At 62.5% G+C, this 23,184-nt stretch carries 24 protein-coding genes and 1 tRNA gene; 14 read left to right on the top strand and 11 right to left on the bottom strand.

All coding sequences use genetic code 11. From position 1 onward, the window contains the following. Positions 1-162 precede the first annotated feature (162 nt). The 3 genes from pepT to OEZ49_RS01760 are packed head-to-tail and all read left to right on the top strand — an operon-like array spanning position 163 to position 3,206. On the top strand, positions 163-1,401 hold the full coding sequence (gene pepT, locus OEZ49_RS01770) for a peptidase T (protein ID WP_263386715.1): 1,239 nt from the start codon (positions 163-165) through the stop codon (positions 1,399-1,401). Positions 1,402-1,404: 3 nt separating this feature from the next. Continuing rightward, a complete protein-coding gene (locus OEZ49_RS01765) occupies positions 1,405-2,262 on the top strand; it encodes an alpha/beta fold hydrolase (protein WP_263386714.1) in 858 nt (285 codons plus the stop codon). Further along, positions 2,259-3,206 (top strand): ornithine cyclodeaminase family protein, encoded by a 948-nt coding sequence (locus tag OEZ49_RS01760; RefSeq protein ID WP_263386713.1) that lies wholly within the window; start codon positions 2,259-2,261, stop codon positions 3,204-3,206. The genes OEZ49_RS01765 and OEZ49_RS01760 overlap by 4 nt, the downstream gene beginning before the upstream one ends. Here the strand turns inward: OEZ49_RS01760 and OEZ49_RS01755 are convergent. After that, the gene (locus OEZ49_RS01755) at positions 3,200-3,940 is read right to left on the bottom strand and encodes an SDR family NAD(P)-dependent oxidoreductase (RefSeq protein ID WP_263386712.1); all 741 of its coding nucleotides are present in this window, start codon (positions 3,938-3,940) and stop codon (positions 3,200-3,202) included. The two genes, OEZ49_RS01760 and OEZ49_RS01755, sit on opposite strands and share 7 nt — an antisense overlap. Before the next feature lie 149 nt (positions 3,941-4,089). Between OEZ49_RS01755 and OEZ49_RS01750 the strand changes: the two genes are divergently transcribed. Then, positions 4,090-6,291: a DEAD/DEAH box helicase gene (locus OEZ49_RS01750; RefSeq protein ID WP_263386711.1), complete on the top strand. Its 2,202-nt coding sequence runs from the start codon at positions 4,090-4,092 to the stop codon at positions 6,289-6,291. A 36-nt stretch (positions 6,292-6,327) separates the two neighbouring features. Here the strand turns inward: OEZ49_RS01750 and OEZ49_RS01745 are convergent, their stop codons facing one another. The 5 genes from OEZ49_RS01745 to dapB all read right to left on the bottom strand — a co-directional run bounded on the left by OEZ49_RS01745 (position 6,328) and on the right by dapB (position 11,160). Further along, a complete protein-coding gene (locus tag OEZ49_RS01745) occupies positions 6,328-7,059 on the bottom strand; it encodes a proteasome-type protease (RefSeq protein WP_164130922.1) in 732 nt (243 codons plus the stop codon). 9 nt (positions 7,060-7,068) lie between these two features. After that, positions 7,069-7,869 (bottom strand): transglutaminase family protein, encoded by an 801-nt coding sequence (locus OEZ49_RS01740; RefSeq protein WP_263386710.1) that lies wholly within the window; start codon positions 7,867-7,869, stop codon positions 7,069-7,071. Positions 7,870-7,872: 3 nt separating this feature from the next. After that, positions 7,873-8,817 carry an alpha-E domain-containing protein gene (locus OEZ49_RS01735; RefSeq protein WP_164130920.1) on the bottom strand — a complete coding sequence of 315 codons (945 nt, stop codon included), beginning with the start codon at positions 8,815-8,817 and terminating at the stop codon, positions 7,873-7,875. A 3-nt stretch (positions 8,818-8,820) separates the two neighbouring features. Continuing rightward, positions 8,821-10,245, bottom strand: a complete 1,425-nt coding sequence (locus tag OEZ49_RS01730) for a circularly permuted type 2 ATP-grasp protein (RefSeq protein WP_164130919.1) — start codon at positions 10,243-10,245, stop codon at positions 8,821-8,823. Between the two features lie 105 nt (positions 10,246-10,350). After that, positions 10,351-11,160, bottom strand: a complete 810-nt coding sequence (dapB, locus tag OEZ49_RS01725) for a 4-hydroxy-tetrahydrodipicolinate reductase (protein ID WP_263386709.1) — start codon at positions 11,158-11,160, stop codon at positions 10,351-10,353. Positions 11,161-11,247: 87 nt separating this feature from the next. Here dapB and rbfA point away from each other — a divergent pair, with 87 nt between their 5' ends. The 6 genes from rbfA (at position 11,248) to rpsO (ending at position 15,451) form a co-directional block, all read left to right on the top strand. Then, on the top strand, positions 11,248-11,643 hold the full coding sequence (rbfA, locus tag OEZ49_RS01720) for a 30S ribosome-binding factor RbfA (protein ID WP_263386708.1): 396 nt from the start codon (positions 11,248-11,250) through the stop codon (positions 11,641-11,643). Further along, positions 11,640-12,377: a phosphodiester glycosidase family protein gene (locus tag OEZ49_RS01715; protein ID WP_263386707.1), complete on the top strand. Its 738-nt coding sequence runs from the start codon at positions 11,640-11,642 to the stop codon at positions 12,375-12,377. The genes rbfA and OEZ49_RS01715 overlap by 4 nt, the downstream gene beginning before the upstream one ends. A 74-nt stretch (positions 12,378-12,451) precedes the next feature. Further along, positions 12,452-13,363, top strand: coding sequence for a tRNA pseudouridine(55) synthase TruB (truB, locus tag OEZ49_RS01710; protein WP_263386706.1), 912 nt, complete (start codon positions 12,452-12,454; stop codon positions 13,361-13,363). Positions 13,364-13,408: 45 nt separating this feature from the next. Beyond that, on the top strand, positions 13,409-13,915 hold the full coding sequence (locus OEZ49_RS01705) for a DUF1643 domain-containing protein (RefSeq protein WP_263386705.1): 507 nt from the start codon (positions 13,409-13,411) through the stop codon (positions 13,913-13,915). A gap of 95 nt (positions 13,916-14,010) precedes the next feature. Further along, positions 14,011-15,027: a calcium-binding protein gene (locus OEZ49_RS01700; RefSeq protein ID WP_263386704.1), complete on the top strand. Its 1,017-nt coding sequence runs from the start codon at positions 14,011-14,013 to the stop codon at positions 15,025-15,027. Between the two features lie 154 nt (positions 15,028-15,181). Then, positions 15,182-15,451: a 30S ribosomal protein S15 gene (gene rpsO, locus OEZ49_RS01695; protein WP_093028924.1), complete on the top strand. Its 270-nt coding sequence runs from the start codon at positions 15,182-15,184 to the stop codon at positions 15,449-15,451. Between the two features lie 61 nt (positions 15,452-15,512). On the opposite strand, the gene OEZ49_RS01690 is transcribed toward rpsO, so the two are convergent. Further along, positions 15,513-16,130: a TetR/AcrR family transcriptional regulator gene (locus OEZ49_RS01690; RefSeq protein WP_263386703.1), complete on the bottom strand. Its 618-nt coding sequence runs from the start codon at positions 16,128-16,130 to the stop codon at positions 15,513-15,515. A gap of 132 nt (positions 16,131-16,262) precedes the next feature. Between OEZ49_RS01690 and mbfA the strand changes: the two genes are divergently transcribed. Further along, complete coding sequence (mbfA, locus tag OEZ49_RS01685) at positions 16,263-17,237, top strand: iron exporter MbfA (RefSeq protein ID WP_164130904.1); 975 nt, start codon at positions 16,263-16,265, stop codon at positions 17,235-17,237. A gap of 45 nt (positions 17,238-17,282) precedes the next feature. After that, complete coding sequence (locus tag OEZ49_RS01680; protein WP_263386702.1) at positions 17,283-18,212, top strand: AEC family transporter; 930 nt, start codon at positions 17,283-17,285, stop codon at positions 18,210-18,212. Between the two features lie 23 nt (positions 18,213-18,235). On the opposite strand, the gene OEZ49_RS01675 is transcribed toward OEZ49_RS01680, so the two are convergent. Beyond that, positions 18,236-18,312: transfer RNA gene (locus OEZ49_RS01675), tRNA-Arg, on the bottom strand. A 119-nt stretch (positions 18,313-18,431) separates the two neighbouring features. On the opposite strand from OEZ49_RS01675, the gene OEZ49_RS01670 reads away from it, so the two are divergent. Together OEZ49_RS01670 and OEZ49_RS01665 are read left to right on the top strand one after the other, a co-directional pair. Beyond that, the gene (locus OEZ49_RS01670) at positions 18,432-19,457 is read left to right on the top strand and encodes a LacI family DNA-binding transcriptional regulator (RefSeq protein WP_164130900.1); all 1,026 of its coding nucleotides are present in this window, start codon (positions 18,432-18,434) and stop codon (positions 19,455-19,457) included. 4 nt (positions 19,458-19,461) lie between these two features. Further along, positions 19,462-20,676 carry a winged helix-turn-helix domain-containing protein gene (locus tag OEZ49_RS01665; RefSeq protein WP_263386701.1) on the top strand — a complete coding sequence of 405 codons (1,215 nt, stop codon included), beginning with the start codon at positions 19,462-19,464 and terminating at the stop codon, positions 20,674-20,676. Between the two features lie 84 nt (positions 20,677-20,760). On the opposite strand, the gene OEZ49_RS01660 is transcribed toward OEZ49_RS01665, so the two are convergent. From OEZ49_RS01660 to OEZ49_RS01650, 3 genes are all read right to left on the bottom strand, one after another. Beyond that, positions 20,761-21,678 (bottom strand): helix-turn-helix transcriptional regulator, encoded by a 918-nt coding sequence (locus OEZ49_RS01660; RefSeq protein ID WP_263386700.1) that lies wholly within the window; start codon positions 21,676-21,678, stop codon positions 20,761-20,763. Positions 21,679-21,774: 96 nt separating this feature from the next. Continuing rightward, the gene (gene boxA / locus OEZ49_RS01655; protein WP_263386699.1) at positions 21,775-22,959 is read right to left on the bottom strand and encodes a benzoyl-CoA 2,3-epoxidase subunit BoxA; all 1,185 of its coding nucleotides are present in this window, start codon (positions 22,957-22,959) and stop codon (positions 21,775-21,777) included. Next, entirely contained in the window at positions 22,956-23,132 is a 177-nt protein-coding gene (locus OEZ49_RS01650; protein ID WP_263386698.1) for a hypothetical protein, read from the bottom strand. The genes boxA and OEZ49_RS01650 overlap by 4 nt, the downstream gene beginning before the upstream one ends. Positions 23,133-23,184 lie beyond the last annotated feature (52 nt).

Genomic DNA, 23,184 nt, shown 5'->3' with positions numbered 1-23,184 from the left:
CCTTTCCCACTGGTTCCCCGCCATGGCTAGCGGGACAGGGCGCAGAGGTAAAGCGTACTGGCCGACCGACCCCGTCTTTTTCCGACACCCTGCGGCGCCCCAGCGGCCCGCTTGACTTGTCCAGGAGCTGCGCCTTTGATCGCGGCAACCGCAGGAGGTGACATGCAAAACCCATTCGACCAGGAACTTCAGGACCGTCTCGTGCGCTATGCCGCCATCGACAGCCAGAGCGACGAGAGCGTGCCCACCTCTCCCAGCACCGCTTGCCAGTTCGACATGCTGCACCTGCTGCGCGACGAGTTGACCGAAATGGGCGCCCAGGATGTGGAACTGACCGACTATGGCGTCGTGCTGGCCACCATCCCCGGCACCGCGCCGGGGCCGACCGTTGGGTTCCTTGCCCATGTGGACACCGCGCCGCAATTCAACGCCAGCGGCGTGAAGCCGCGCGTGATCAGCGGCTATAACGGTGGCGACATCACCTTTCCCGACGATCCCGCGCTGGTGCTGTCGCCCGCCGAGCACCCCTATCTGGCGGAAAAGATTGGTCATGACCTGATCACCGCCTCGGGTACCACACTGCTCGGTGCCGATGACAAGGCGGGGGTGGCCATCGTGATGACCATGGCGCGGCATCTGCTGAACAGCCCCGAGATCGCGCGTGGCCCAATCCGCATGGCCTTTACCCCCGACGAGGAAATCGGGCGCGGGGTGAGCGAGTGTCTGCCCAAGGACCTGCGCGCCGATTTCGCCTATACGCTGGATGGGGGGCAAGTGGGCGAGATCGAATATGAAAGCTTTTCGGCCGACCGCGCGGTGGTGACGGTGACCGGCGTGTCGATCCATCCCGGCTGGGCCAAGGAGAAGATGGTCAACGCCATCCACCTTGCCTCGAAGATCGTGCAGACCTTGCCACAGGCGACCATGACGCCCGAAACCACCGCCGACCGCGACGGGTTCATCCATGCCACCGACATGGAGGGCGGCTCGTCCGAGATGGTGATCAAGTTCATCCTGCGCGATTTCGAGCGGGACGGGCTGGCCGCCAAGGGCGAATTGCTGCGCCAGGTCTGCGCCGCCGTGCAGGCGGGAGAGCCGCGCGCGGCGATCAAATGCGAGATCTATCCGCAATACCGTAACATGCGCTATTGGCTGGAAGAGGACATGACGCCCGTCGAGCTGGCCCGCGCGGCGGCCAAGGCCGAAGGGATAGAGCCGATCTCGGTCCCGATCCGCGGTGGCACCGATGGATCCCGTCTGACCGAGATGGGAGTGCCGACACCGAATGTCTTTACCGGCATGCAGTGTATCCACGGGCCGCTGGAATGGATTTCGGTACAGGATATGGCAACCGCCACACGCACTTGCCTGACCCTGGCGCAGATGGCGACAAAGAGCTGAGGTTTGGGAGAGCGAGACCTGATAGCCGAACGCGGCAAGTTTACGGCCCTGCACCCGGAAACCCACCATCTTGTCAATGGCCGCGACTGGGGGGTGATCCGGATGGGGCACAGCGGCCCCGCACTGGTGCTGATCCCCGGCACGCTGGGCCGGGCCGATATCTTCTGGCAACAGATCGCCGCACTGTCGAGCGAGGCGCGCATCCTCGCGGTGAGCTATCCGGCCTCGGGTGGCATCGCGGATTGGGCGACCGATCTCACGCAACTGATCGCGGATGCCGGAATGCAGGGCGCGACCGTGCTCGGCTCGTCGCTGGGCGGTTATCTGGCGCAGTATCTGACCGCCACCGAACCGGCGCTGTGCGGCGGGCTGGTGGCGGCCAACACGCTGGCCTCGGTTCGCGGGGTCGACCAGGTGCCACCCTATGCGCTGGACCTTGCCTACACGCCAATCGACGAGCTGCGCGCGGGGTTCGAGGCCGGATTGACCGGCTGGCAAACGCCCGATCATCCCTATCGCGATCTGGCGTCGCTCTTGCTGCAAGAGGTGCGCGGGCGCATTCCCGAAGACGAATTGCGCGCGCGCTTGCAGGTGCTGAAAACCGCACCGGACCTGCCCGCGCAAAGCCTGCCGCGCGACCGCATCTTTACTGTTCAAAGCGACGACGACCATCTGATCTCGCCACCGATGCGCGAGAGCCTGCGCGCCGCGCTGGACCCTGTTCGCGCCTACAGGTTCCGGGCGGCCAGCCACTTTCCCTATGTCACCCGTCCTGACGCCTATACCGCATTGCTGCGCGGGGTGCTGGGCCTGCCGGCTGGCCAAACGATCTGGCCTGCCGGAGAGGAGAGCCTGATATGAAGATCATTTCCGCCGAAGAAATCCGCCAGCACCTGTCGATGCGCGATGCGATCGAAGTCGTGGCACAGACGATGATCCGGGTCTCGCAGGGCAAGGCCAACCTGCCGCTGCGCACGGTGATGGATATCGACGGGACCAACCGTCTGGGCGTCATGCCCGGCGCGCTGACCGACCCGGTGACATATGGTGTCAAGGTCCTGAGCCTGTTTCCCGGAAACCCTTCAAAGGGACTCAGCTCGCATATCGGCGCGGTGCTTCTGTTCGACCCGGAAACCGGGCGGCCCAGCGTGTCGATGGATGCAGATGCGATCACCGCGATCCGCACCGCCGCCGCCACGGCAGTGGCGACACGGGCGCTGGCCCGGTCTGACGCGCGGGTGCTGGCGCTGATCGGCACGGGCGAACAGGCCGAAAGCCATATCGCGGCGCTGACACTGGTGCGCCAGATCTCCGAAATCAGGATCGCCGGGCGCATGCCCGACCGCGCCGCCGCTTTCGCAAACCGGATGTCGGTGCACTATCCCGACATCGCCTTCACCCCCGCACCAGATGCAGAGCAGGCGGTCCGTGGGGCTGACATCGTCTGCACGCTGACTTCCTCGGCTTCGGTTGTTCTGCACGGCGACTGGCTCGGGCCGGGCACCCATGTGAACGCGGTCGGCGCCTCGATCCCGTCGATGCAGGAGATCGACGAGGCGCTGCTGCTGAAATCGGAAGTTTTCACCGATTATCGTCCCTCGGCCTTTGCCCAGGCGCGCGAGATCATCTTGGCGCTGGAGACGGGTGCAATGACCAGGGATCATGTGCGCGGAGAGATTGGCGAGGTTCTGGCCGGAACCGTGTCGGGGCGCAGTGGCCCGGATGCCATCACGCTCTACCGCTCGCTCGGGATCGCGGCGCAGGATCTGGCCTGCGCCGATCACGTCTGGCGCGAGGTTCAGTAAAGCGCCGGGTTGATCGGTGACGCCGCCGTCAACCCGCCATCGACCGTGAAGAGTTGCCCGGTAACAAAGGATGCCTCCTCCGAGGCAAGCCAGACGGCCATGGCGGCGATATCCTCAGGTCGGCCAAACCGACGCGCCGCGTGCCGCGCCAGCGCATCGCGGCGTGCCGCCGACTGATCCGAGGATGCCTCGAACGCGGCGTCGAGCATGCCGGTCTCGATCCAGCCGGGGCAGATCGCGTTGCAGCGGATATCCGGGCCGTGATCGACGGCGATGGAACGGGTAAGCCCGTGCACGAAAGCCTTGGACGCGTTGTAGAGCGCCATCGACGGATCGGCAAACTGGCCCGAGATCGAGCCGATGTTGACGATGCTGCCGCCCGACGGCATCCGGGGGATGAATGCGCGGCACATGTTGAACACGCCCCGGCAATTGGTGCCGATCACGTGGTCCCAGTCTGCGTCCGTGCTGTCGGAGACCGTCTTTTCGACCTGCACACCGGCGTTGTTGACAAGAATATCAATGCTTTCCACAGACCGGGCCAACACCTCCACCGCTGCCGGATCTGACACGTCGAGTTGATACCAGAGTACATGAGCAGACAGGTCCTCGGGCCTGCCCCCCCGTCCGCAGGTGCAGACCTCGGCGCCCTCCGCCAACAAGGCCTCGACGATACCGCGCCCGATACCCCGGCTGCCGCCGGTCACAACGGCGCGTTTTCCTGTCAGTTTCATGTTGAGCTTCCTCCCGGTCCCCAGCAAACAGAAGCCACTGGCGTTGCGCAATCCTTCCCGAGAACAAGGCATGGACAAACAGGCCCGCCTCCCCTATATGCGCAGTCTTTGCGACGGGTGAGTCCCGCGCCCTGCTGGACATTCCCCTGATGACTTCCCCACTTTTCGATGCCCTGGCCGAACGCGGCTTTGACACGCTGACCGACGTGCAACAGGCCGTCACTGCGCCTGAACTGACCGAAGCGGACCTGCTTGTTTCCGCGCAGACCGGTTCGGGCAAGACCGTGGCCTTTGGCCTGGCAATCGCGCCGACACTGCTGGGTGAAGCCCTTCGCCTGGACCCGCCTGCCGCGCCGCTGGCGCTGATCGTGGCGCCGACCCGCGAACTGGCCATGCAGGTGAGCCGCGAGCTAATCTGGCTCTATGCCCGCACGGGCGCCAGCGTGGCCACCTGTATCGGCGGCATGGATGCCCGGACCGAACGGCGGGCGCTGGAACGCGGCGCGCATATCGTAGTCGGCACGCCGGGCCGCCTGCGTGACCATATCGAGCGCGGCGCGCTGGACCTGAGCGACATTCGCGCCGTGGTGCTGGACGAGGCCGACGAGATGCTCGACCTCGGCTTTCGCGAGGATCTGGAGTTCATGCTAGGCGAGGCGCCCGTTGGGCGCCGCACGCTGATGTTCTCGGCCACCGTATCGCCCGCCATCGCGGAGCTGGCCAAGACCTATCAGCGCGAGGCCGTGCGCGTTTCGACGATTTCGGCCAAGAGCCAGCACGCCGATATCGCCTATCAGGCGGTACAGGTGGCGGCGCATGACGCCGAACATGCCATCATCAACCTGCTGCGGTTCCACGATGCGCCCACGGCCATCGTGTTTGCCAATACCCGCGCCGCCGTCGCCCGTCTGACCGCGCGGTTTGCCAACCGTGGGTTTGCAGTGGTCAGCCTGTCTGGCGAGTTGAGCCAGGACGAGCGCAGCCATGCGCTGCAAGCCATGCGCGACGGGCGGGCGCGGGTCTGCGTGGCGACCGATGTCGCCGCGCGTGGTATCGACCTGCCGAACCTGGATCTGGTCATCCATGCCGATTTGCCCATCAACACCGAAGGGCTGCTGCACCGTTCGGGCCGGACCGGCCGGGCCGGGCGCAAGGGCATCTCGGCGCTGATCGTGTCGGACAAGATCGCCAAAAAGGCGCAGCGGCTGCTGAAATGGGCCAAGATCGAGGCGGAATGGACCTTTGCGCCGACGCCCGACGATATTCTGGCCAAAGACGAGGCCCGGCTGCTGGACGATCCGATGTGGACCGCCGAAGTGGCCGAGGATGAAACCCGTTTCGCCGCCGATCTGATGCAGAGGTTCAGCGCCGAACAGATCGCGATCGCCTGTTTGCGGTTGCACCGCGCCGGGTTGACCGCGCCCGAAGAACTGAACCGCGCGCCTGTTCGCACCGATCCTGCGGCGAGCTTTGGGCCGTCGGCCTGGGTCGCTCTGTCGGTCGGGCGGAATCAGCGGGCAGAACCGCGCTGGCTGTTGCCGCTGCTCTGCCGCGCAGGTAACCTGGAGAAGAGCCAGATCGGCAAGATCCGGATGCAGGCGGACGAGACCCATGTGGAACTGGCTGAGGCCGCGCTTCAGGGTTTCCTTGCCCATATTGGTCCAAATGGTGTGCTCGAAGGCGAGATTACCGCAAGGGCGATGGACGGCGCGCCGGCCGACGAACCGCGTGCGCGTGCGCCCAAGAAGCGTTTTGACCGCGATACAGAGCGGACACCCCGGCCACCCCGAAAGGAATCGCGCCCGCCGCGCGATACCGCTCGCGAAGCGCCCGTTGCGGCACCGGAACCGAAGAAAGACGTAGTTGCACAGGAGACGGCCAAGCCGCGCCCCAAACCGGTATCGGACAAACCTGCCGAGCGCGCGGCACTGGTCGAGGCGAAGCCCGCTGCCAAGAAACCGTTCAAGAGCGCGCGCCCGGCTTCGTCCGCCGCAGCGGACAGCAGCCGTTCATTCCGTGCAGGCAAGCCCGGTGGCGGCAAACCTTTCCACGCGGCAAAGCCGGATGGGGACAAACCGGCCCGGTTCGCCAAGCCGGATGGCAGCAAACAGTCCCGCCCCGGTAAACCGGGAGGCGACAAGCCGTTTCGCGGTGGCAAATCCGAAGGTGGAAAACCGGCGCGTTTCGCGAAACCCGAGGGCGGCAAACCCTTCCGGAGCAACAGTTCGGAAGGCACAAAACCCGCACGGTTTGCCAAGCCCGGTTCCGGCAAACCAGCCAAGCCTGGCGCACGCCCCACGGGCAAACCGGCAGGTCGCGGCGGCGACGCCCCGCCGCGCCGGAAGGGATAAGGCCTGTCGCTGCCGTCTACTCCTGTGGGCGGCAGATCAGAGCGTGATGTCAGGCAGACTGTCGAAGGCGAGTTTCAGGGCCGAACCCCAGCCGGTCGAGATGGTCTGGAAATAGGGGTCTTCGGCGTCGATCCGGCGCGTCAGCCCCTGTTTGCAACTGTCGGTCTCGTAGAGTTGCAGGTCGAGCGGTAAACCAACGGACAGGTTTGCCTTGATCGTGGAATCGAAACTGACCAGCAGCAGTTTTACCGCAGCTTCGAAACTCATATCCGGCTCATAGGCCCGGACCAGAATCGGGCGGCCGTACTTGGTTTCCCCGATCTGGAAATAGGGGGTATCGTCGCCGGCCTCGATGAAATTGCCTTCGGGATAGACCAGGAAAAGGCGCGGCGGATTGCCCGCGATCTGGCCGCCGACGATCATCGTCGCGTTAAAGGCCGCATCGGCCCGCTGACCGGTCTCGGCGTTGGCCGCGATCACCTCGCGAAGGGTTTGGCCAACCAGCCGCGCCACCTGGAACATGGAGGGCGCCTCCATGATCGAAGGACTGCGATCGGCGGGGGCCTTGGTGCGTTCCTCGAGGATGGAAATCACCGCCTGCGTTGTGGCGAGATTGCCTGCAGTCAGGATGGTGATGAAACGCTCGCCAGGTTCCTCGAACGTGAACATCTTGCGAAAGGTCGAGATGTTGTCGACTCCCGCGTTGGTGCGGGTATCCGACATGAAGACCAGCCCGTGACCGAGCCGCATCCCTACGCAATATGTCATCGCATGCCTTTACTGCTGCTGGACCTGAACCTGCACCGTAAGGGTCTCGCCCGCGGTGCCGAACCGCGTCCCTGATACCGGAGCCGCCTCGGCATAGTCCAGCCCTGTTGCAGCACGCACATAGCGGGTGTCGGGGGAAATGCCGTTCGACACGTCAAAGCCGACCCAGCCCAGCCCGTCCACGTTGGCCTCGGCCCAGGCGTGGGTCGCTTCCTGCTCGATGCGGTCGTTCATCATCAGGTAGCCCGACACATAGCGGGCGGGTATGCCCATATGACGGCAGCAGGCGATGAACACATGCGCGTGGTCCTGGCAGACACCATGCCCGGCGCTGAGCACATCTTCGGTTGTCCAGCCGACCTCGGATCTTCCGGTTTCATAGGCCACCGCCCCGTGAATGGCGGCCGAAAGCGCGTGCATCCAGCCCAGACTGCCCGGCTCGCCGTACACACCGGAGACCAGCTTGCGGACCATGGGTCCGGCTTTGGTGACATCAGTCTCGCGCAGGAACATCCACATCGGCATATAGCCGCCATGCTGACCGATGACGCCGTGGTTCTCCTCGACTTCGACCACTCCGCTGCAATGCACGGCGATCTGGGTGGTGCCCGGGGCAAAGCTGATCAGGTCGACAATGTTGTGGTGCTGGTCTTCGAAACTTGCTTCCTTTTGCCCGCCCTCTACGGTCACCGTCCAATTGTGGACGGTCTGTCCGTGCCCGGACTTTGGCGTGACCCGCAATTGCTGCAAGGCATATGGGACCGGCTGGTCATAGGCGTAGCGAGTGGTATGGCTGATGCTGAGGCGCATGGGTCAGTTGTAGAACCTGTAATCGGTTTCGATCTGGCTGCCGAGCGAGGCAAGGGATTTCAGAAAATCGCTGATGAACTCGTGCAGTCCCATCTCGATGATTTCGTCAATGGTATGCGACATGGTGTGTTCGGCCAACTGGTCACACAGATCATGGCAGGATAGACGCGCGCCATAGTCATCGGCCAGATATCCCAGGTTGTCCCGGATCTTGCCGACACAGAAGGCCAGGCTGCGCGGCATCCGCTTGTCAAGCATCAGGAACTGCGCAATCTCCCGTGGCCGGGCATCCTGGCCGAATGTCATGTGGAACCCGCCTTCGGCCGAGACCGAGCGCAGGATGGTCTGCCACTGAACATTGTCGATCGACGTTCCAACCGCGACCACCGAGGGCAGCAGCACGTAATACTTCACGTCCAGAATCCGAGCGGTGTTGTCGGCCCGCTCCATGAACGTGCCGATCCGGGCGAAATCATAGATGTCGTTGCGTAGCATGGTGCCATGCATGGCGCCGCGCACAAAAGCCGAGCGCTGCCGGATCAGGGCAAGCACATCGGGCAGATCACGTTCAGGGACCTTGCGCGCCAGCGCATCGCGCAGCGTCATCCAGTTCTCGTTGATACTTTCCCAAACTTCGCGCGTCAGCGCCGTGCGGACCGTCTTGCCGTTGTTACGTGCGGCCTCGGCCATATTCAGGACCGAAGACGGGTTGTCCGGGTCGCGCAACATCCAGTCGATGGCGCCATCGCGGCTGATCTCGGTGCCGTGGATATCGACAAATCCGCCATAGGCGCCTGCCGATTGCAGCACGCTGGCCCATTCGTCATCGGCAGAATTGGAGCGGGTGAGCGCGATACGCTGACCCGCCTCGATCAGGCGTGCCGTGTTTTCCGAGCGTTCGAGGTAGCGGAACATCCAGAAGAGGCCGCCTGCGGTTTTTCCCAGCATGTCCTAGTCCTCCAGCACCCAGGTGTCCTTGGTGCCGCCCCCTTGCGAGGAGTTCACCACAAGGCTGCCCTTTTTCAACGCCACACGTGTCAGGCCGCCGGGGGTGATATCGACACCTTGCGGCGAGACCAGGACAAAAGGGCGCAAATCGACATGCCGGGGCGCAAGCCCTGCTTTGGTAAAGATCGGCACGGTCGACAAGGACAGCGTCGGCTGGGCGATATAGTTGCTGGGCTTGGCTTTGAGTTTCCTGCGGAACTCCTCCAGTTCGCGTTTCGAAGACGTCGGGCCGATCAACATGCCGTAGCCACCCGAACCATGGACCTCTTTCACCACCAGCTCGGCCAGGTTGTCGAGCACATAGGCGAGGCTTTCAGGGTCATTGCAGCGCCACGTCGGCACGTTCTTCAAGAGAGCCTTTTCGCCGGTATAAAACTCGACGATTTCGGGCATGTAGGAATAGATCGCCTTGTCGTCGGCGATACCGGTGCCGGGGGCGTTGGCAATGGTGATCCCGCCGGAGCGATAGACATCCAGGATACCGGGAACGCCCAGCGCCGAATCGGGACGGAAATTCAGCGGATCCAGAAAATCGTCGTCGACCCTGCGGTAAAGCACATCAATTGGCTGGTATCCTCGGGTCGTGCGCATTGCGACGCGCCCATCGACCACCCGCAGGTCATGGCCTTCGACCAGTTCGACCCCCATCTTGTCGGCCAGGAAGCTGTGTTCGTAATAGGCCGAATTGTAGATGCCCGGTGTCAACACCGCCACGGTGGGCCTGTCCCCGGACATCGCCGGGGCGCAAGCCGCCAACGAACGGCGCAATTGCCTTGGATAGTTCTGAACCGACTGAACCCGGTTTTGCGAGAACAACTCGGGGAACATGTGCAACATGGTCTCCCTGTTCTCCAGCATGTAGCTCACGCCCGATGGGGTGCGCGCATTGTCCTCAAGCACGAAGAATTCGTCAGGGCCGGTGCGCACAAGATCGATACCGACGATATGCGTATAGACACCACCCGGCGGCGAAACGCCGATCATCTGCGGCAGAAACGCCGCGTTCTTCGCAATCATTTCAACAGGCAACCGACCGGCGCGGATGATTTCCTGGCGATGATAGATATCGTGCAGAAAGGCGTTGATCGCCCGAACCCGCTGTTCGATGCCACGGCAGAGGCGCGACCATTCCCGCCCCGAGATGATGCGCGGAATGATGTCGAAGGGGATCAGCCTTTCTGTCGCCTCGGCCCGCCCATAGACGTTGAAGGTGATGCCAGTCAGCCGGAACAGCCGTTCTGCTTCTGCCTGTTTCTTGCGCAATCGAGAGGGCTCTTGGCCCGCGAACCAGGTATTGAAATCGGAATAGGCCTCGCGCAGCGCGCCGTCCTGCCCCCACATTTCGTCGAACAATTGACCTTGTTTCATAGGGGTCAGTTTATGCCAGCCTAACCGAAAGACAATGGCATTGCCGAACGCGTCACCGCAATTCACATGAAACGACTAAAACTTGGGCATTCTCCGGTGCCGATGTCAAAGCCCCAGAACATCGACCATATCGTAATGGCCCGGCGTCTTGCCCTGCCCCCACAACGCGGCCTTGAGCGCCCCACGGGCGAACACCGCCCGGTCGGTGGCGATGTGGCGGAGCACGATTCGCTCACCCGGCGCGGCAAACAGCACGTCGTGCTCTCCCACGATATCGCCGCCGCGAATAGCGTGGAAACCGATGGCCCCTCGCCTACGGGCACCGGTTATGCCATCACGGGCGCGATCCGACACATCCTTCAGATCCACGCCGCGCCCTTCGGCGGCGGCCTCACCCAGCATCAGCGCGGTGCCCGAGGGCGCATCGACCTTATGGTGGTGATGCGCCTCGATGACTTCGATATCGAAATCTTCGTCCAGCGCGGCAGCGACCTTCTTGGTCAATTGCACCAACAGGTTGACACCAAGGCTCATGTTGCCGGCACGCACGATCACCGCGTGGCGCGATGCGGGCTCCAGCGCGGCGATCTGCTCAGGTGTCATGCCGGTTGTGCCGATCACATGCACGCAACGGGCCTGCGCGGCCAATGCGGCAAACTCCAGCGTGGCGGCGGGCGCGGTGAAGTCAATCACCGCCTGCGCACGCGCAAATGCCTCGAGCGGATCGTCTGTGACGGTGACGCCCAGAGGCTGCCCGCCCATCGCCTCGCCCACATCCCGGCCGATCCAGTCGTGGCCCGGACGCTCGACCGCGCCCACCAGACGAACCTTGTCGCTGGCGGCCACGGTTTGCACCAGCATCTGCCCCATACGGCCCGACGCTCCGGTGATCACGATACCTGGAATATGGGTCATGGCGTGTCCTTCCTGTACTTGGCCTTATGCGTCCTAGCCTGTTCAGGGCCGCTTGGCAAAGCCCGGCTTTGGGCGTAGATCGAAACCATGGCAAAGAACAAGTTTCATGATGGTCCCGGCCCGTCACAGCGGCAGCTGCGCGTCGGCGAAGTAATCCGCCGCACCTTGTCCGAGGTGCTGGCGCGCGGCGACGTGCACGATCCTGACCTGAACCGTCTGTCGATCACCGTGGGCGAAGTGCGCATCTCGCCCGATCTGAAGATCGCGACCGCCTTTGTGCTGCCGCTGGGCGGCAAGGGGCAGGAGGATGTGCTGCAACTCCTCGCGCGCAACAAGAACGAGCTGCGTCGGGTGGTCGGCAAGAAGCTGGGGTTGAAGTTCACCCCGGATCTGCGATTCCGGCTGGACGAAACCTTTGATCGGCTCGATGAGACACGGCGGATATTCGATCAGGACGCGGTGCGCCGCGATCTGGACGAGTGATCCGGCACGTCGCGGCTGTCCTGGCGTTTGCCGTGGCGGGGCCTGCGGCGGCGGTGGAATGCCGCGACCTGACGCATCAGGGCAATCTGTACACCGTGTGCGAGGTCGATCCACGCACCGAAGAATTGCGCCTGTTCCTCAACGATGACCAGGGCAAGCTTCTGGGGCAGTTTTCGGCGGTGGATTCGGCTCTGCAATCCGAGGGCAAACGGCTGGCCTTTGCGATGAACGCCGGCATGTATCACCCCGACCGCTCGCCAGTCGGTCACTACGTCGAAAAAGGCGAGGAACAGAAGCGCCTTATCCCGAATGCGGGACCAGGCAATTTTGGCCTGTTGCCCAACGGCGTTTTCTGCATTCGCCCGGGACGCGCCGATGTGATCGAGACACTGGCCTATGATGCGGACCGGCCCGATTGCGCCTATGCCACCCAGTCCGGGCCGATGCTGGTGATCGACGGCGCGCTGCATCCGCGGTTCCTGCCGGATTCGACGTCGCGTTACATCCGCAACGGCGTCGGCACCAGCGCGGACGGCACGAGGGCGGTTTTTGCCATTTCCAGCAACGCCGTCACGTTCCATGAATTCGGCAGCCTGTTCCGGGATGTGCTGAAAGTAACGAATGCCCTGTATTTCGACGGCAACATCTCGCGCCTTTATGCGCCGCGACTAGGACGTTCGGATCCGGGCTTTTCGATGGGGCCTATCGTGGGCGTGGTGGCTAGCGCTCCATGACCGCACCTGACGCGCGGTTTGACAGCCTCTTCACAATGGGCTAACCGGCGCGCCTTGGATCGGATGAGGGCGACATGGCACGCAAACGCAAGGGGCGCGATATCTCGGGATGGCTGGTGGTGGATAAGCCCTCCGGCATCACCTCGACCTCCGTCGTCAACAAGGTGCGCTGGGCGCTGGGCGCCAACAAGGCCGGTCATGCGGGCACGCTCGACCCTGAGGCCACCGGCGTTCTGGCCATCGCCCTGGGCGAGGCCACGAAGACCGTTCCCTATATCACCGATGCGCTAAAGGCCTATGTCTTTACCGTCCGCCTGGGCCAGGCGACCAATACCGACGATGCCGAAGGCGAAGTGATCGCTTCCAGCAACCTGCGCCCCACCGATAAACAGATCAAGGATGCTCTGGCGCCGTTCCTCGGCGACATCATGCAGGTTCCGCCCAAGTTCTCGGCGGTCAAGATCGACGGTCAGCGCGCCTATAAGCTGGCTCGCGATGGCGAGGATGTGGACCTGGCCGCCCGCCCGCTCTGGGTCGAGGAACTGCTGATGGTGGACCGGCCCGACCCCGATCACGTGGTGCTCGAGATGACCTGCGGCAAGGGTGGATATGTCCGCTCGATCGCCCGCGACCTGGGTGCCGCGCTGGGCTGTCACGGCCATGTGCGCGAACTGCGCCGCATCTGGTCGGGCCCTTTCGAGGCCGAGGATGGCATCACCCTCGAGCAGGTCGACGCTCTGGCCAAGACGCCCGAACTCGACAGCTATCTGCGCCCCCTGGAAGAGGGCCTCGCCGACCTGCCCGAGTTGAAATGCAGCCCCGAGGGTGTTCAGCGCCTGCGCAACGGCAATCCGGGCATGGTCTATCCCGGCGAGGCCGAATATGGCGACGAGGCTTGGGCCTCGTTTGAGGGGCGCGCCGTTGCGGTGGGCATCTACAAATCCGGCGAACTGCATCCGGTTCGGGTCTTTGCCGGGCCCGAGTAAGCGGTGGGGCGTGACGCCGGGTGGCGCGCGTGCTAGGGCAGGGCGATGATCACCCGTTCCCATACCAAGGGCGATGCGCCCTCAACCGCCGTCTATTCCGACTGCGAACGCTACCGCTACAGCCTGACCCGTGTCTGGGAACCGGCCGGGCGCAAGGCGCTGTTCGTGATGTTGAATCCCTCGACCGCGACCGAGGTGCAGAACGACCCCACGGTCGAACGCTGCGAGAGGCGGGCGCGCACGCTGGGCTTTGGCGCCTTCCAGGTCACCAATATCTTTGCCTGGCGTGACACAGATCCGCGCAAGATGCGCGCGGCACAGGATCCAGTCGGGCCAGAGAACGACCGCACCATCCTCGAGGGCGCGGATTGGGCGGATCAGATTGTGGCCGCCTGGGGCGCGCATGGCGCACATCTGGATCGTGGGCCTGATGTCGAACGGCTGCTTCGGAAAACCGGGTTGCCGCTGTTTCACCTTGGGCTGACCAAGGATGGCCACCCCAAACATCCACTGTACATCGGATATAGCCAGCAGCCCACGCTTTGGGCTTGACCAATCCTGTTAACCATCTGATCCAAAAGGCTTTGACCTGATCTCCCCCGCCATGAGATATCTTCGGGCGGGGTAAGGGGTGTTCGGAGTTCACCATGTTGATGCTCGCAAGTCTGTTGGGGCTGGCCGCCGTCGGGGGAATGGTTCTCATGTCGTCGGGCACCGATGACAATCTGTCGGGCGAGGCCAGTGGTGACGATGATTTTGTTCCGGAACATAACACCGAACTTCTTGTGGAACTGAATTCAGATGCCGCAACAGGAAGCGAAACCGGCGATCTGACCGAGTATCTCCTACTTCCCGGAACGGAAGAGATGGACGCCATCGCCGGGGGAACCGGCAATGACCAAATCAACGGTTACGACGCGAACGACACGCTGTCCGGCCAGGATGGAAACGACACGATCTTTGGGGCGGAAGGTGACGATCTGATCGACGGCGACGCGGGCGATGATCTGCTCCATGGCGAGGATGGTGACGACATGCTCGACGGCGGGGACGGGGACGATAGCCTGTTCGGGCATTTTGGTGACGATCTGCTGGAAGGTGGCGCGGGCCAGGATAACATTCATGGCGGGCAGGATGACGACCGGTTAGACGGGGGCGCGGACAATGATGCCCTGCATGGTGGCCACGGCAACGACACGCTGGCCGGAGGGACCGGGGCGGACAGCCTGTTCGGCGGTTTTGGAAGCGATGTCCTATTCGGTGTCGAGGGGCCGAACCATGCGCCACTTGCCGCAGGCGATCAGGATGTCGACTACCTGAATGGTGGGGACGGACAGGACACGATCTTTGCCGGCGCAGGCGATATCGTCACAACCGGCGAAGGTGAAGATGCGGTTTTTGCCGGTCATTGGGTTGCAGACGGCGACCCTGTCCAGATCATGGATTTCGAACCGGGTGTCGATCAATTGCAGGTCATCTGGAATACCGAAAGCGATACCGATCCCGTCATCGAGATCAGCAAGGACCCGGACCAGCCCGGTTTGACCCGGGTGATCGTCGAGGGCGAGCAGATCGCGGTTCTGCACAGCGAGAACGAAGTCCTTCCGTCCGATGTTCTGCTGATCCGCGAGAACGTTCTTGCACAACAAAACTGGCCGAATTGAAGGTTCGGGAAATTTCTCTTTGCCCTTCGAAAAATAAACGCGTATACGCCCGCATCCGCCATGGATTCCTGTCCTGTGCGGTCAATCTCCATGGGCCTGTGCTGGACGACATCCCGGCCTGCGCCATTCACTCTAACCTCACAAGGAGACCCCGATGTCGATTACCGCTGAAGAAAAAGCACGCGTGATGAAAGAATATGCAACCAAGGACGGTGACACCGGTTCGCCGGAAGTCCAGGTTGCAATCCTCAGCTCGCGCATCGCGACCCTGACCGAGCACTTCAAGACCCACAAGAAAGACAACCACGGCCGCCGTGGTCTGCTCAAGCTGGTGGCTCAGCGCCGCAAGCTGCTGGATTACCTGAAGGGCAAGGACGAAGCACGTTACGCGTCGCTGATCGAACGTCTGGGCCTGCGTCGCTGATCCGGATCAAACCCGGAAACGGATTTGCTGGAACGCCCGCCTTTGGCGGGCGTTTTTGCGTTCAGGCGCCGTAGCGCGCCATGAACATGTCGACGGCTTGGAGGGCCACTTCGTCTATTTCAACCTGGGAAAAGCGGTTCTGGATGCCAAACACTGCCCGGGTCCAAAGCCGGGTCTTACACAACTCCGAGAACTGCTCGGCGGCCATCGGGATATCTTCGACAAGCAACTCGCCCTTGGAGACCGCCTTTTCGAGATATTCGCAGATGCGGCGCTGCCCGTTCTCGGGGCCCGCCGCGTAAAAGGCGCGGGCCAATTCGGGAAAGCGGTCGCGTTCCGCAAGACAGATGCGAAAAACCTGTTGTGCGAAATCGGAAGTAAGAAACGCAACCAGCTGTGTCGCGGTGATTGTCAGAACTTCACGCGCCGGGCGGGATTCGTCGATCATCGACAGGATGCGTTCGGCCATCAACTGGCATTCAGTCTGCGCCACCTCGATGAACAGCAGCCGTTTGTCGGGGAAATAGCTGTAGAGCGTTGCCTTGGACACACCCGCTGCGCGTGCGATGTCGTCGACATTTGCACCTTCGAAGCCGTCCGCCATAAAGACCTCGCGCGCACCTCTCAGCACTTGCTCGAACTTGCGCCCGGTACGCACGATGGTTGCGGCCTGCGTCATCCTCACTCCTCAGATATTCTGTTTTTCCAACGTATGGAGCAGGGGCTAGAGTTTCAACGATTCGGGCCAAACGGGTTGCAAGCCTGTCGGCCGATGATATCTTAGAATCATTCTAACCAGTTGGGATGCCGGATGCGCTTTCTTTCCTATCGCAAACATTTCCGCGACCTGTCCGAGCAGGAAGTCATCGCACTGGCGATCTCCTCGGAAGAAGACGATGCGCGCATCTACCGGTCCTATGCCGAGCTTTTGCGTGCCGACTTTCCCGCGTCGGCCCGCATGTTCGATGGCATGGCCGCAGAAGAGGATGAACATCGCGCACAGTTGATCGCTCTGCACGAGCGTCGGTTTGGTTCGGTAATTCCGCTGATCCGGCGCGAGCATGTGGCGGGCTACTACGCGCGCCGCCCTGTCTGGCTGGTTGAGAACCTCGGGATCGAACGTATCCGGACCGAGGCCGAAGCAATGGAGCGTGACGCCGAACGTTTCTATCTTGCCGCCGCCGCGCGCTCGACCGATGCGGCCACACGCAAGCTGTTGGGGGATCTGGCAGCGGCGGAAGCCGGCCATCAAGCCACCGCAACCGAGTTGGAGGAGGCTCATCTTGATGAGGACAGCCGCGCACAAGAGGAAGCCACCGCGCGGCGCCAGTTCATCCTGACCTGGGTACAGCCGGGCCTTGCCGGCCTGATGGACGGATCGGTTTCGACCCTGGCTCCGATCTTTGCTACCGCCTTTGCGACACAGGACACCTGGACCACGTTCCTGGTGGGCGTGGCCGCATCTGTCGGCGCCGGTATCTCGATGGGCTTTACCGAGGCCGCCTCGGACGATGGCGAGCTTTCGGGGCGTGGTTCCCCGGTCAAACGCGGTATCGCGTCCGGCGTGATGACCACACTCGGCGGCCTGGGTCACGCGCTGCCTTACCTGATCCCTGATTTCTGGACCGCAACGACGATCGCAGTGATCATCGTTTTCTTCGAGCTTTGGGCCATCGCCTGGATTCAGAACCGGTATATGGAGACCCCGTTCTTTCGCGCGGCCTTCCAGGTTGTTCTTGGCGGTGCGCTGGTCTTGGCCGCTGGTGTCCTTATCGGCAGCGGCTAGACGGCCACTCTTGCCATCAGGTCAGAAAATGTTACCAGATCGAACATGGTCGAGATCTTTCTGCGCACACTCCCGTTCTTTGCCATTATTGGCTTGGGCTTCTGGGCCGGGCGCAGCCGTTTCTTCAGCCCTGAAGCCACCGCTTATCTGACCAAGTTCGTGTTCTTCTTCGCCCTTTCGGCGATGCTATTCCGGTTCTCCGCCAACCTGCCATTCAACGAGATTTTCGATGGCCAGCTCGTCGCCGGGTATCTTTGGGGTACTGCAGGCGTTTACGGCATCGGGATGCTGGTCGCTTTTCTGAGGCGTCTCGACGTCCCGACGGCGGCAGTCGAGGCGCAATGTGCAGCCATTGGCAATACCGGATTTCTGGGGCTGCCGATGCTTGCGCTCTTGTTTGGCGAAGCGGCGATCGGGCCGATCATGCTGATCCTTTCGGTCGATCTGGTCGTGTTCTCGTCTCTCATCGTGATCCTGATCAACGGCGGACGCGACGGGCGCCTGACCCTTGCCACCCTGCGCCTGATCGGTCTCGGGCTGGTCAGGAACCCGATGATCGTCTCAATCTCTGCTGGCTTGGCGTGGTCGGCCATCGAGTTGCCGGTACCCGCCCCGATGAACGACTTCCTGACCATCCTTGGGGGTGCTGCAACCCCCGGCGCCTTGTTCGCCATCGGTGCTTCTCTGGCCGAGCGGTCGGCCGAACGGGTACAGATCGCGGCCTGGCTGAGTTTCTGTAAGCTGATCGTACACCCAATGCTGGTGGCGCTTGCGGTACTGTGGGTGTTTCCGGTCGATGCGTTCACCGCCTCGGTGGCCATTTCCGCAGCAGCGCTTCCGGTCGCTGGCAACGTCTATATGCTGGCCGCGCATTACGGCGTCGCCCCGCAACGTGTCTCGGCCGCGATCCTGCTGTCGACAGCCGCATCCATCCTGACCGTTCCGGCCTTCATCGCCTGGGTGAGCGCCCCCTGAGGGATATTCTCTTCGCCAGATGCTGGTGACCCCGACAGGATTCGAACCTGTAACCTGCCCCTTAGGAGGGGGCTGCTCTATCCAATTGAGCCACGGGGCCGCCGGGGCCCTCTCTAACGAGGTTTGAGAGGCTTGTCATCGGACAATGCGTAGCAGTTGAACGTGCCGACCTGTTCGCGCTAGCATCCAAGTATAAATCAAATCAGTGCAGGTACGCCGTTGACAACCGACACAAAACGCCCGCTCACCCTTCGAGATGTCTCCGAAGCTTCGGGGGTTTCGGAAATGACCGTCAGCCGCGTATTGCGCAATCGGGGGGATGTTTCGGATGCAACCCGTGCCCGCGTGCTCGCCGCAGCCAAGGAACTGGGATACGTTCCAAATAAAATCGCCGGTGCGCTGGCGTCAAACCGGGTCAACCTCGTGGCGGTAATTATCCCGTCCCTGTCGAACATGGTGTTCCCCGAGGTGTTGACCGGCATCAACCAGGTGCTGGAAGACACTGAGTTGCAACCGGTGGTCGGGGTCACCGACTATCTCCCCGAGAAAGAGGAAAAGGTGCTTTACGAGATGCTCTCGTGGCGCCCCTCGGGCGTGATCATCGCAGGGCTGGAGCATTCCGAAGCGGCGCGCGCCATGCTGGATGCGGCCGGCATTCCGGTGGTCGAGATCATGGATAGCGACGGCAAGCCGGTCGATGCGATGGTGGGCATTTCGCACCGCCGCGCCGGGCGCGAGATGGCGCAGGCGATCCTCAAGGCGGGTTATCGCCGGATCGGCTTCATGGGCACCAAGATGCCGCTCGATTACCGCGCCCGCAAACGGTTCGAAGGCTTCACCGAGGTGTTGGGCAAGAACGGGGTCGAGATCGAGGATCGCGAGTTCTACTCCGGCGGTTCGGCGCTGGCCAAGGGGCGCGAGATGACGCAGGCCATGCTGGAACGCTCGCCGGACCTCGATTTCCTCTATTACTCCAATGACATGATCGCGGCGGGCGGTCTGCTCTATCTGCTCGAACAGGGGATCGACATTCCCGGCCAGATCGGCCTGGCGGGCTTCAACAATGTGGAGCTTCTCCAAGGTTTGCCGCGCAAGCTGGCCACGATGGATGCCTGTCGGCTGGAGATTGGGCGCAAGGCCGCCGAGATCATCGCCAAACGGCTGGAGGACCCCGAGGCCGAAATCGAGACGCGGATCACGCTGGAGCCCAAGATCAGCTATGGCGACACCTTGAAGCGGCGCTGAGGCTGTGGCGCTGCAACGGCTCGACAACCGCGCGGCGCGGGCACTGTTCCTGGACCGGCACGGGTTGGCGGAACAGCCCAGCGGCCCGGCGCGCGGTGCCGACTTGCTGGACCTGATCACCCGGCTTGGCTTTGTGCAGCTCGACAGCATCAACACCGTTGCGCGGGCGCATGACATGATCCTGTTCTCGCGTCGCCCCACCTATCGCCCGCCCGATCTGAAACGGCTTTACGAACATGACCGGGCGCTGTTCGAACATTGGACCCATGATGCCGCCGTCATCCCGATGGCGTTCTACCCGCATTGGCATATGCGGTTTGAACGCGATGCCGACTTGCTGCGCGCGCGCTGGAAGAACTGGCGTCGGGACGGTTTCGAGGCCAAGTTCGCCGCGGTGCTGGATCATATCCGCGATCACGGACCGGTCGGTTCCTCGGATGTCGGCAAGGACGAAGAGAAGTCATCTGGCGGCTGGTGGGACTGGCACCCTTCCAAAACCGCGCTGGAATATCTCTGGCGCTCAGGGGCGCTGACGGTGATCGGGCGGGAAGGGTTTCAGAAACGCTATGACCTGACCGAACGCGTGATCGAAGAGCACCTCTGCCCCGGGGCAATCGACTGCGACCCGGCTATTACGATCGACTGGCTCTGCAACGCGGCCCTTGACCGTCTGGGCTTTGCCACCACGGGCGAGCTGGCCGCGTTCTGGGACAGCGCCAGCCCGGCCGAGACGAAGGTTTGGGCGGAAGGCGAACTGTCGCGCGGAAATCTGGAACAGATCGAGATTCAGAGCGCCGACGGCAGCTGGCGCAAGGTATTGGCCAGGCCGGATGTGAGCGAGCAGGCGGCCATCGCTCCGCAGGCGCCGGGCCGGATCCGGGTGCTTAGCCCCTTTGACCCCGCTCTGCGAGACCGGAAACGCGCGGAACGACTGTTTGACTTCCATTATCGGATCGAGGTTTTTGTCCCGGAACCGAAGCGGGTCTATGGTTACTATGTCTTCCCTTTGCTTGAGGGTGACCGCCTAGTCGGTCGCATCGACATGAAGGCACATCGAGACTGTAGCGAGTTGCGGGTCAGAGCGTTTTGGCCAGAGCGTGGTTTGCGCTGGTCAGAGGCCCGTACCCGGAAGCTGGAAGCCGAACTTGACCGAGTTCGTCGCCTGGCAGGCGTCGAACGGGTCGTGTTTGCTGCGGACTGGATCAGGGCACCGCATTGAGCGTTGAGGCTGGGGGGCCAGCCCCCCAGACCCCCAGGAGTATTTCCAACCAGAAAGAAGCATGAACCGGCTGCCTGCCAGGGCCTATCCAAGGTAGCCGCGGTCGTTTACCAATGCCTTTAGTTGCGTAAGAGATGTTTCGACGGACTGACCCGATGTATCGAGTTGGGCCAGTGCCTTGCCGTAGAGGATTTCGCGGCTGGCAAGGATGGATTTCAGCTGCTCCATCGCCTCGGGGTTTCCGGCCATCGGGCGCTCGTCTCCCTGGGCGCGGACCCGTTCCATGTGCTCCTCAGGGTCGGCGCGCAGCCAGATCGTGTGGAAATGGGTCAAGAGCATGTTGTAGGTTTCGGGCTCGGCAACGATGCCGCCCGCCACGGCCAGAACCATCGCCTCGTGTTTGGCCACAACCCGACTGACCGCCTGCGCTTCGAGCTTGCGGTATCCTTCCTGCCCGTAGAGCGCCATGACTTCGCCCACGGGCATGCCGGCCTGCTCCTCGATCTCGTCATTGAGTTCCACGAAGGGCAAACCGTACTCGGCCCCCAAGCGGACCCCAAGGGTGGATTTTCCCGCGCCTCGCAGACCGACTAGGCAGATCCGCTGCGCTCGGATCGCCTCGGCCGGTTCAGGACTGAGCGCGCGCAGAACGGCCTGTTGTACATCGGATTTTGCGACCCGATACAGATCGGCGACGCGCAGCGCGTCGGAGGTCCATGGATCATCCTGGCCCACAAGCCATTCGATCCGGTGATCAAGCGCGATTGCAACCCGTAACAAGAGACCGATCGATATATTCCCTTCGCCCGCTTCGAGTTGCGCCAGGTAGCGCGGCGAGACACCGGAAGCCTCAGACAGGACACGCCGTGGGATTCCCTTCCGCTGCCGGGCAGCCCGAACCCGGTCCCCAACCCTAGCGATCAGGGCCGAAACCTGAGCTTCTGTACTGTCTGCCGGTCCGTTTGACGCCGTTTCGCCGCGGAAATTGGTTATCTCGGTCATGCTACCTGCAGCTTTGTGCAAAATATTGCGCAATATTACGGCAGGGGGCCCACGGGTGCAATCCAATCCGCAAGCAGATGGCCCCAGAGCAGGCCCTTAGTAGGTCTCCACATGGAAACGTCCCTGGTCGCGCATCTGGTCGCGCAATTCGGTCCAGACAATGCCCCGTGCCCGCGCGATGTCCTTTAGCGCTTCTTCCACGCCCTGCTCCATCGCCTTCAGACCGCAGACATAGATATGGGTCGACGGATCCAGCAGCAACTGGCCAATGCGGTCTGCCTCGGCGCGCAGCTTGTCCTGCACATAGTGCTTGGGCTCTCCATCCTGCCGGGAAAAAGCAAAATGCTTGGCCATGAAGCTTTCTGGAACCTTTCCCAATGGGCCGAAATAGGGCAACTCCTGTTGTCGGCGAGCGCCAAAAACGAGGGTCAGGGAGTCCTTGAGCTTGGGGTTCTCCCGTTGCCGCCGCATGGTGAAAGCGCGGAAGGGGGCCGAACCGGTTCCGGTGCAGATCATCAGCAAATGCGCATTCGGATCCGATGGCATCAGGAAGGTCGCACCAAACGGGCCGGTCACCCGCACGGTATCGCCCGGTTTCAGATCGCAGACAAAGTTCGAGCACACGCCGTGCGGCTCTCGCTTGACGGTCAGCGAAAGGTTGTTGAAATTGGGTCTTTCGCCATCGCGGGGGCTTGAAACCGAGTACAGTCGCGGCAGGCGCGCTTTGCCTTCGGCATCTGTTCCGGGTGGAATGATCCCGATGCTTTGACCTTCGAGCACGGGAAAAGGCTGTCCGCCAAAATCCAGGATGATGTGGCGCACATCGCTGTCGCTGCCTTCGGCAGTCAGGCGGAAATTCCCGGTCACCCGCGCTTCGGCAGGTTTGCCCAGCGTATAGAGATTGATTGTCGGTTTGGCCGCCGTGGCGGGTGCGCGTGACTTGCCACCGACCCCCTTGTGCGCCTCGGCCAAGAGCGCTGCGACCGCGTCGTCCAGGGCTTCGAGCCCGGCATCGTCACCCGCCACGTCTTCCTGAGCGGGCAAATCCGTCCAGGCATATTGGTCTTCCAACGAATATGGCTCGGCCACCACGCGCCAGTTATCAATGGACCCCGTCGGACAGACCGGAATGCAATCCATGCAGAACTTGCACTTGTCCACGTCCACGACGACATTCATGTCGTCATGTTCGATGGCCTGCTCGGGACAGGTCATTTCGCATGTATAGCAGCGGATACAGATTTCGGGGTCGATCAGATGCTGCTTGATCGGCTGTGTCATGAGGTCTCTTGTTTCCTGGTCAGAACGATGTCGGGAACGATCAGCGTATCGATCAGCGCCTTGCACAGACCCACACAGTCAGAGCACCCAACACACGGACCTTGCAATGCAGATATCTGGCCGGCCAGCGCCTGAAGGCGTGGGGTATCGGATTTCGAACGGTCAATCTGCATGGTCGGGTCCTCGCATTTTCCGATCAGGCTGGGATCAGCGAACAGGAGAATA

The organism is Ruegeria marisflavi (assembly GCF_025673445.1).
GTDB lineage: Bacteria > Pseudomonadota > Alphaproteobacteria > Rhodobacterales > Rhodobacteraceae > Ruegeria_B > Ruegeria_B marisflavi.
Note: the sequence above shows the minus strand (reverse complement) of the source record. Positions and strands in the feature narration are given on the sequence as shown.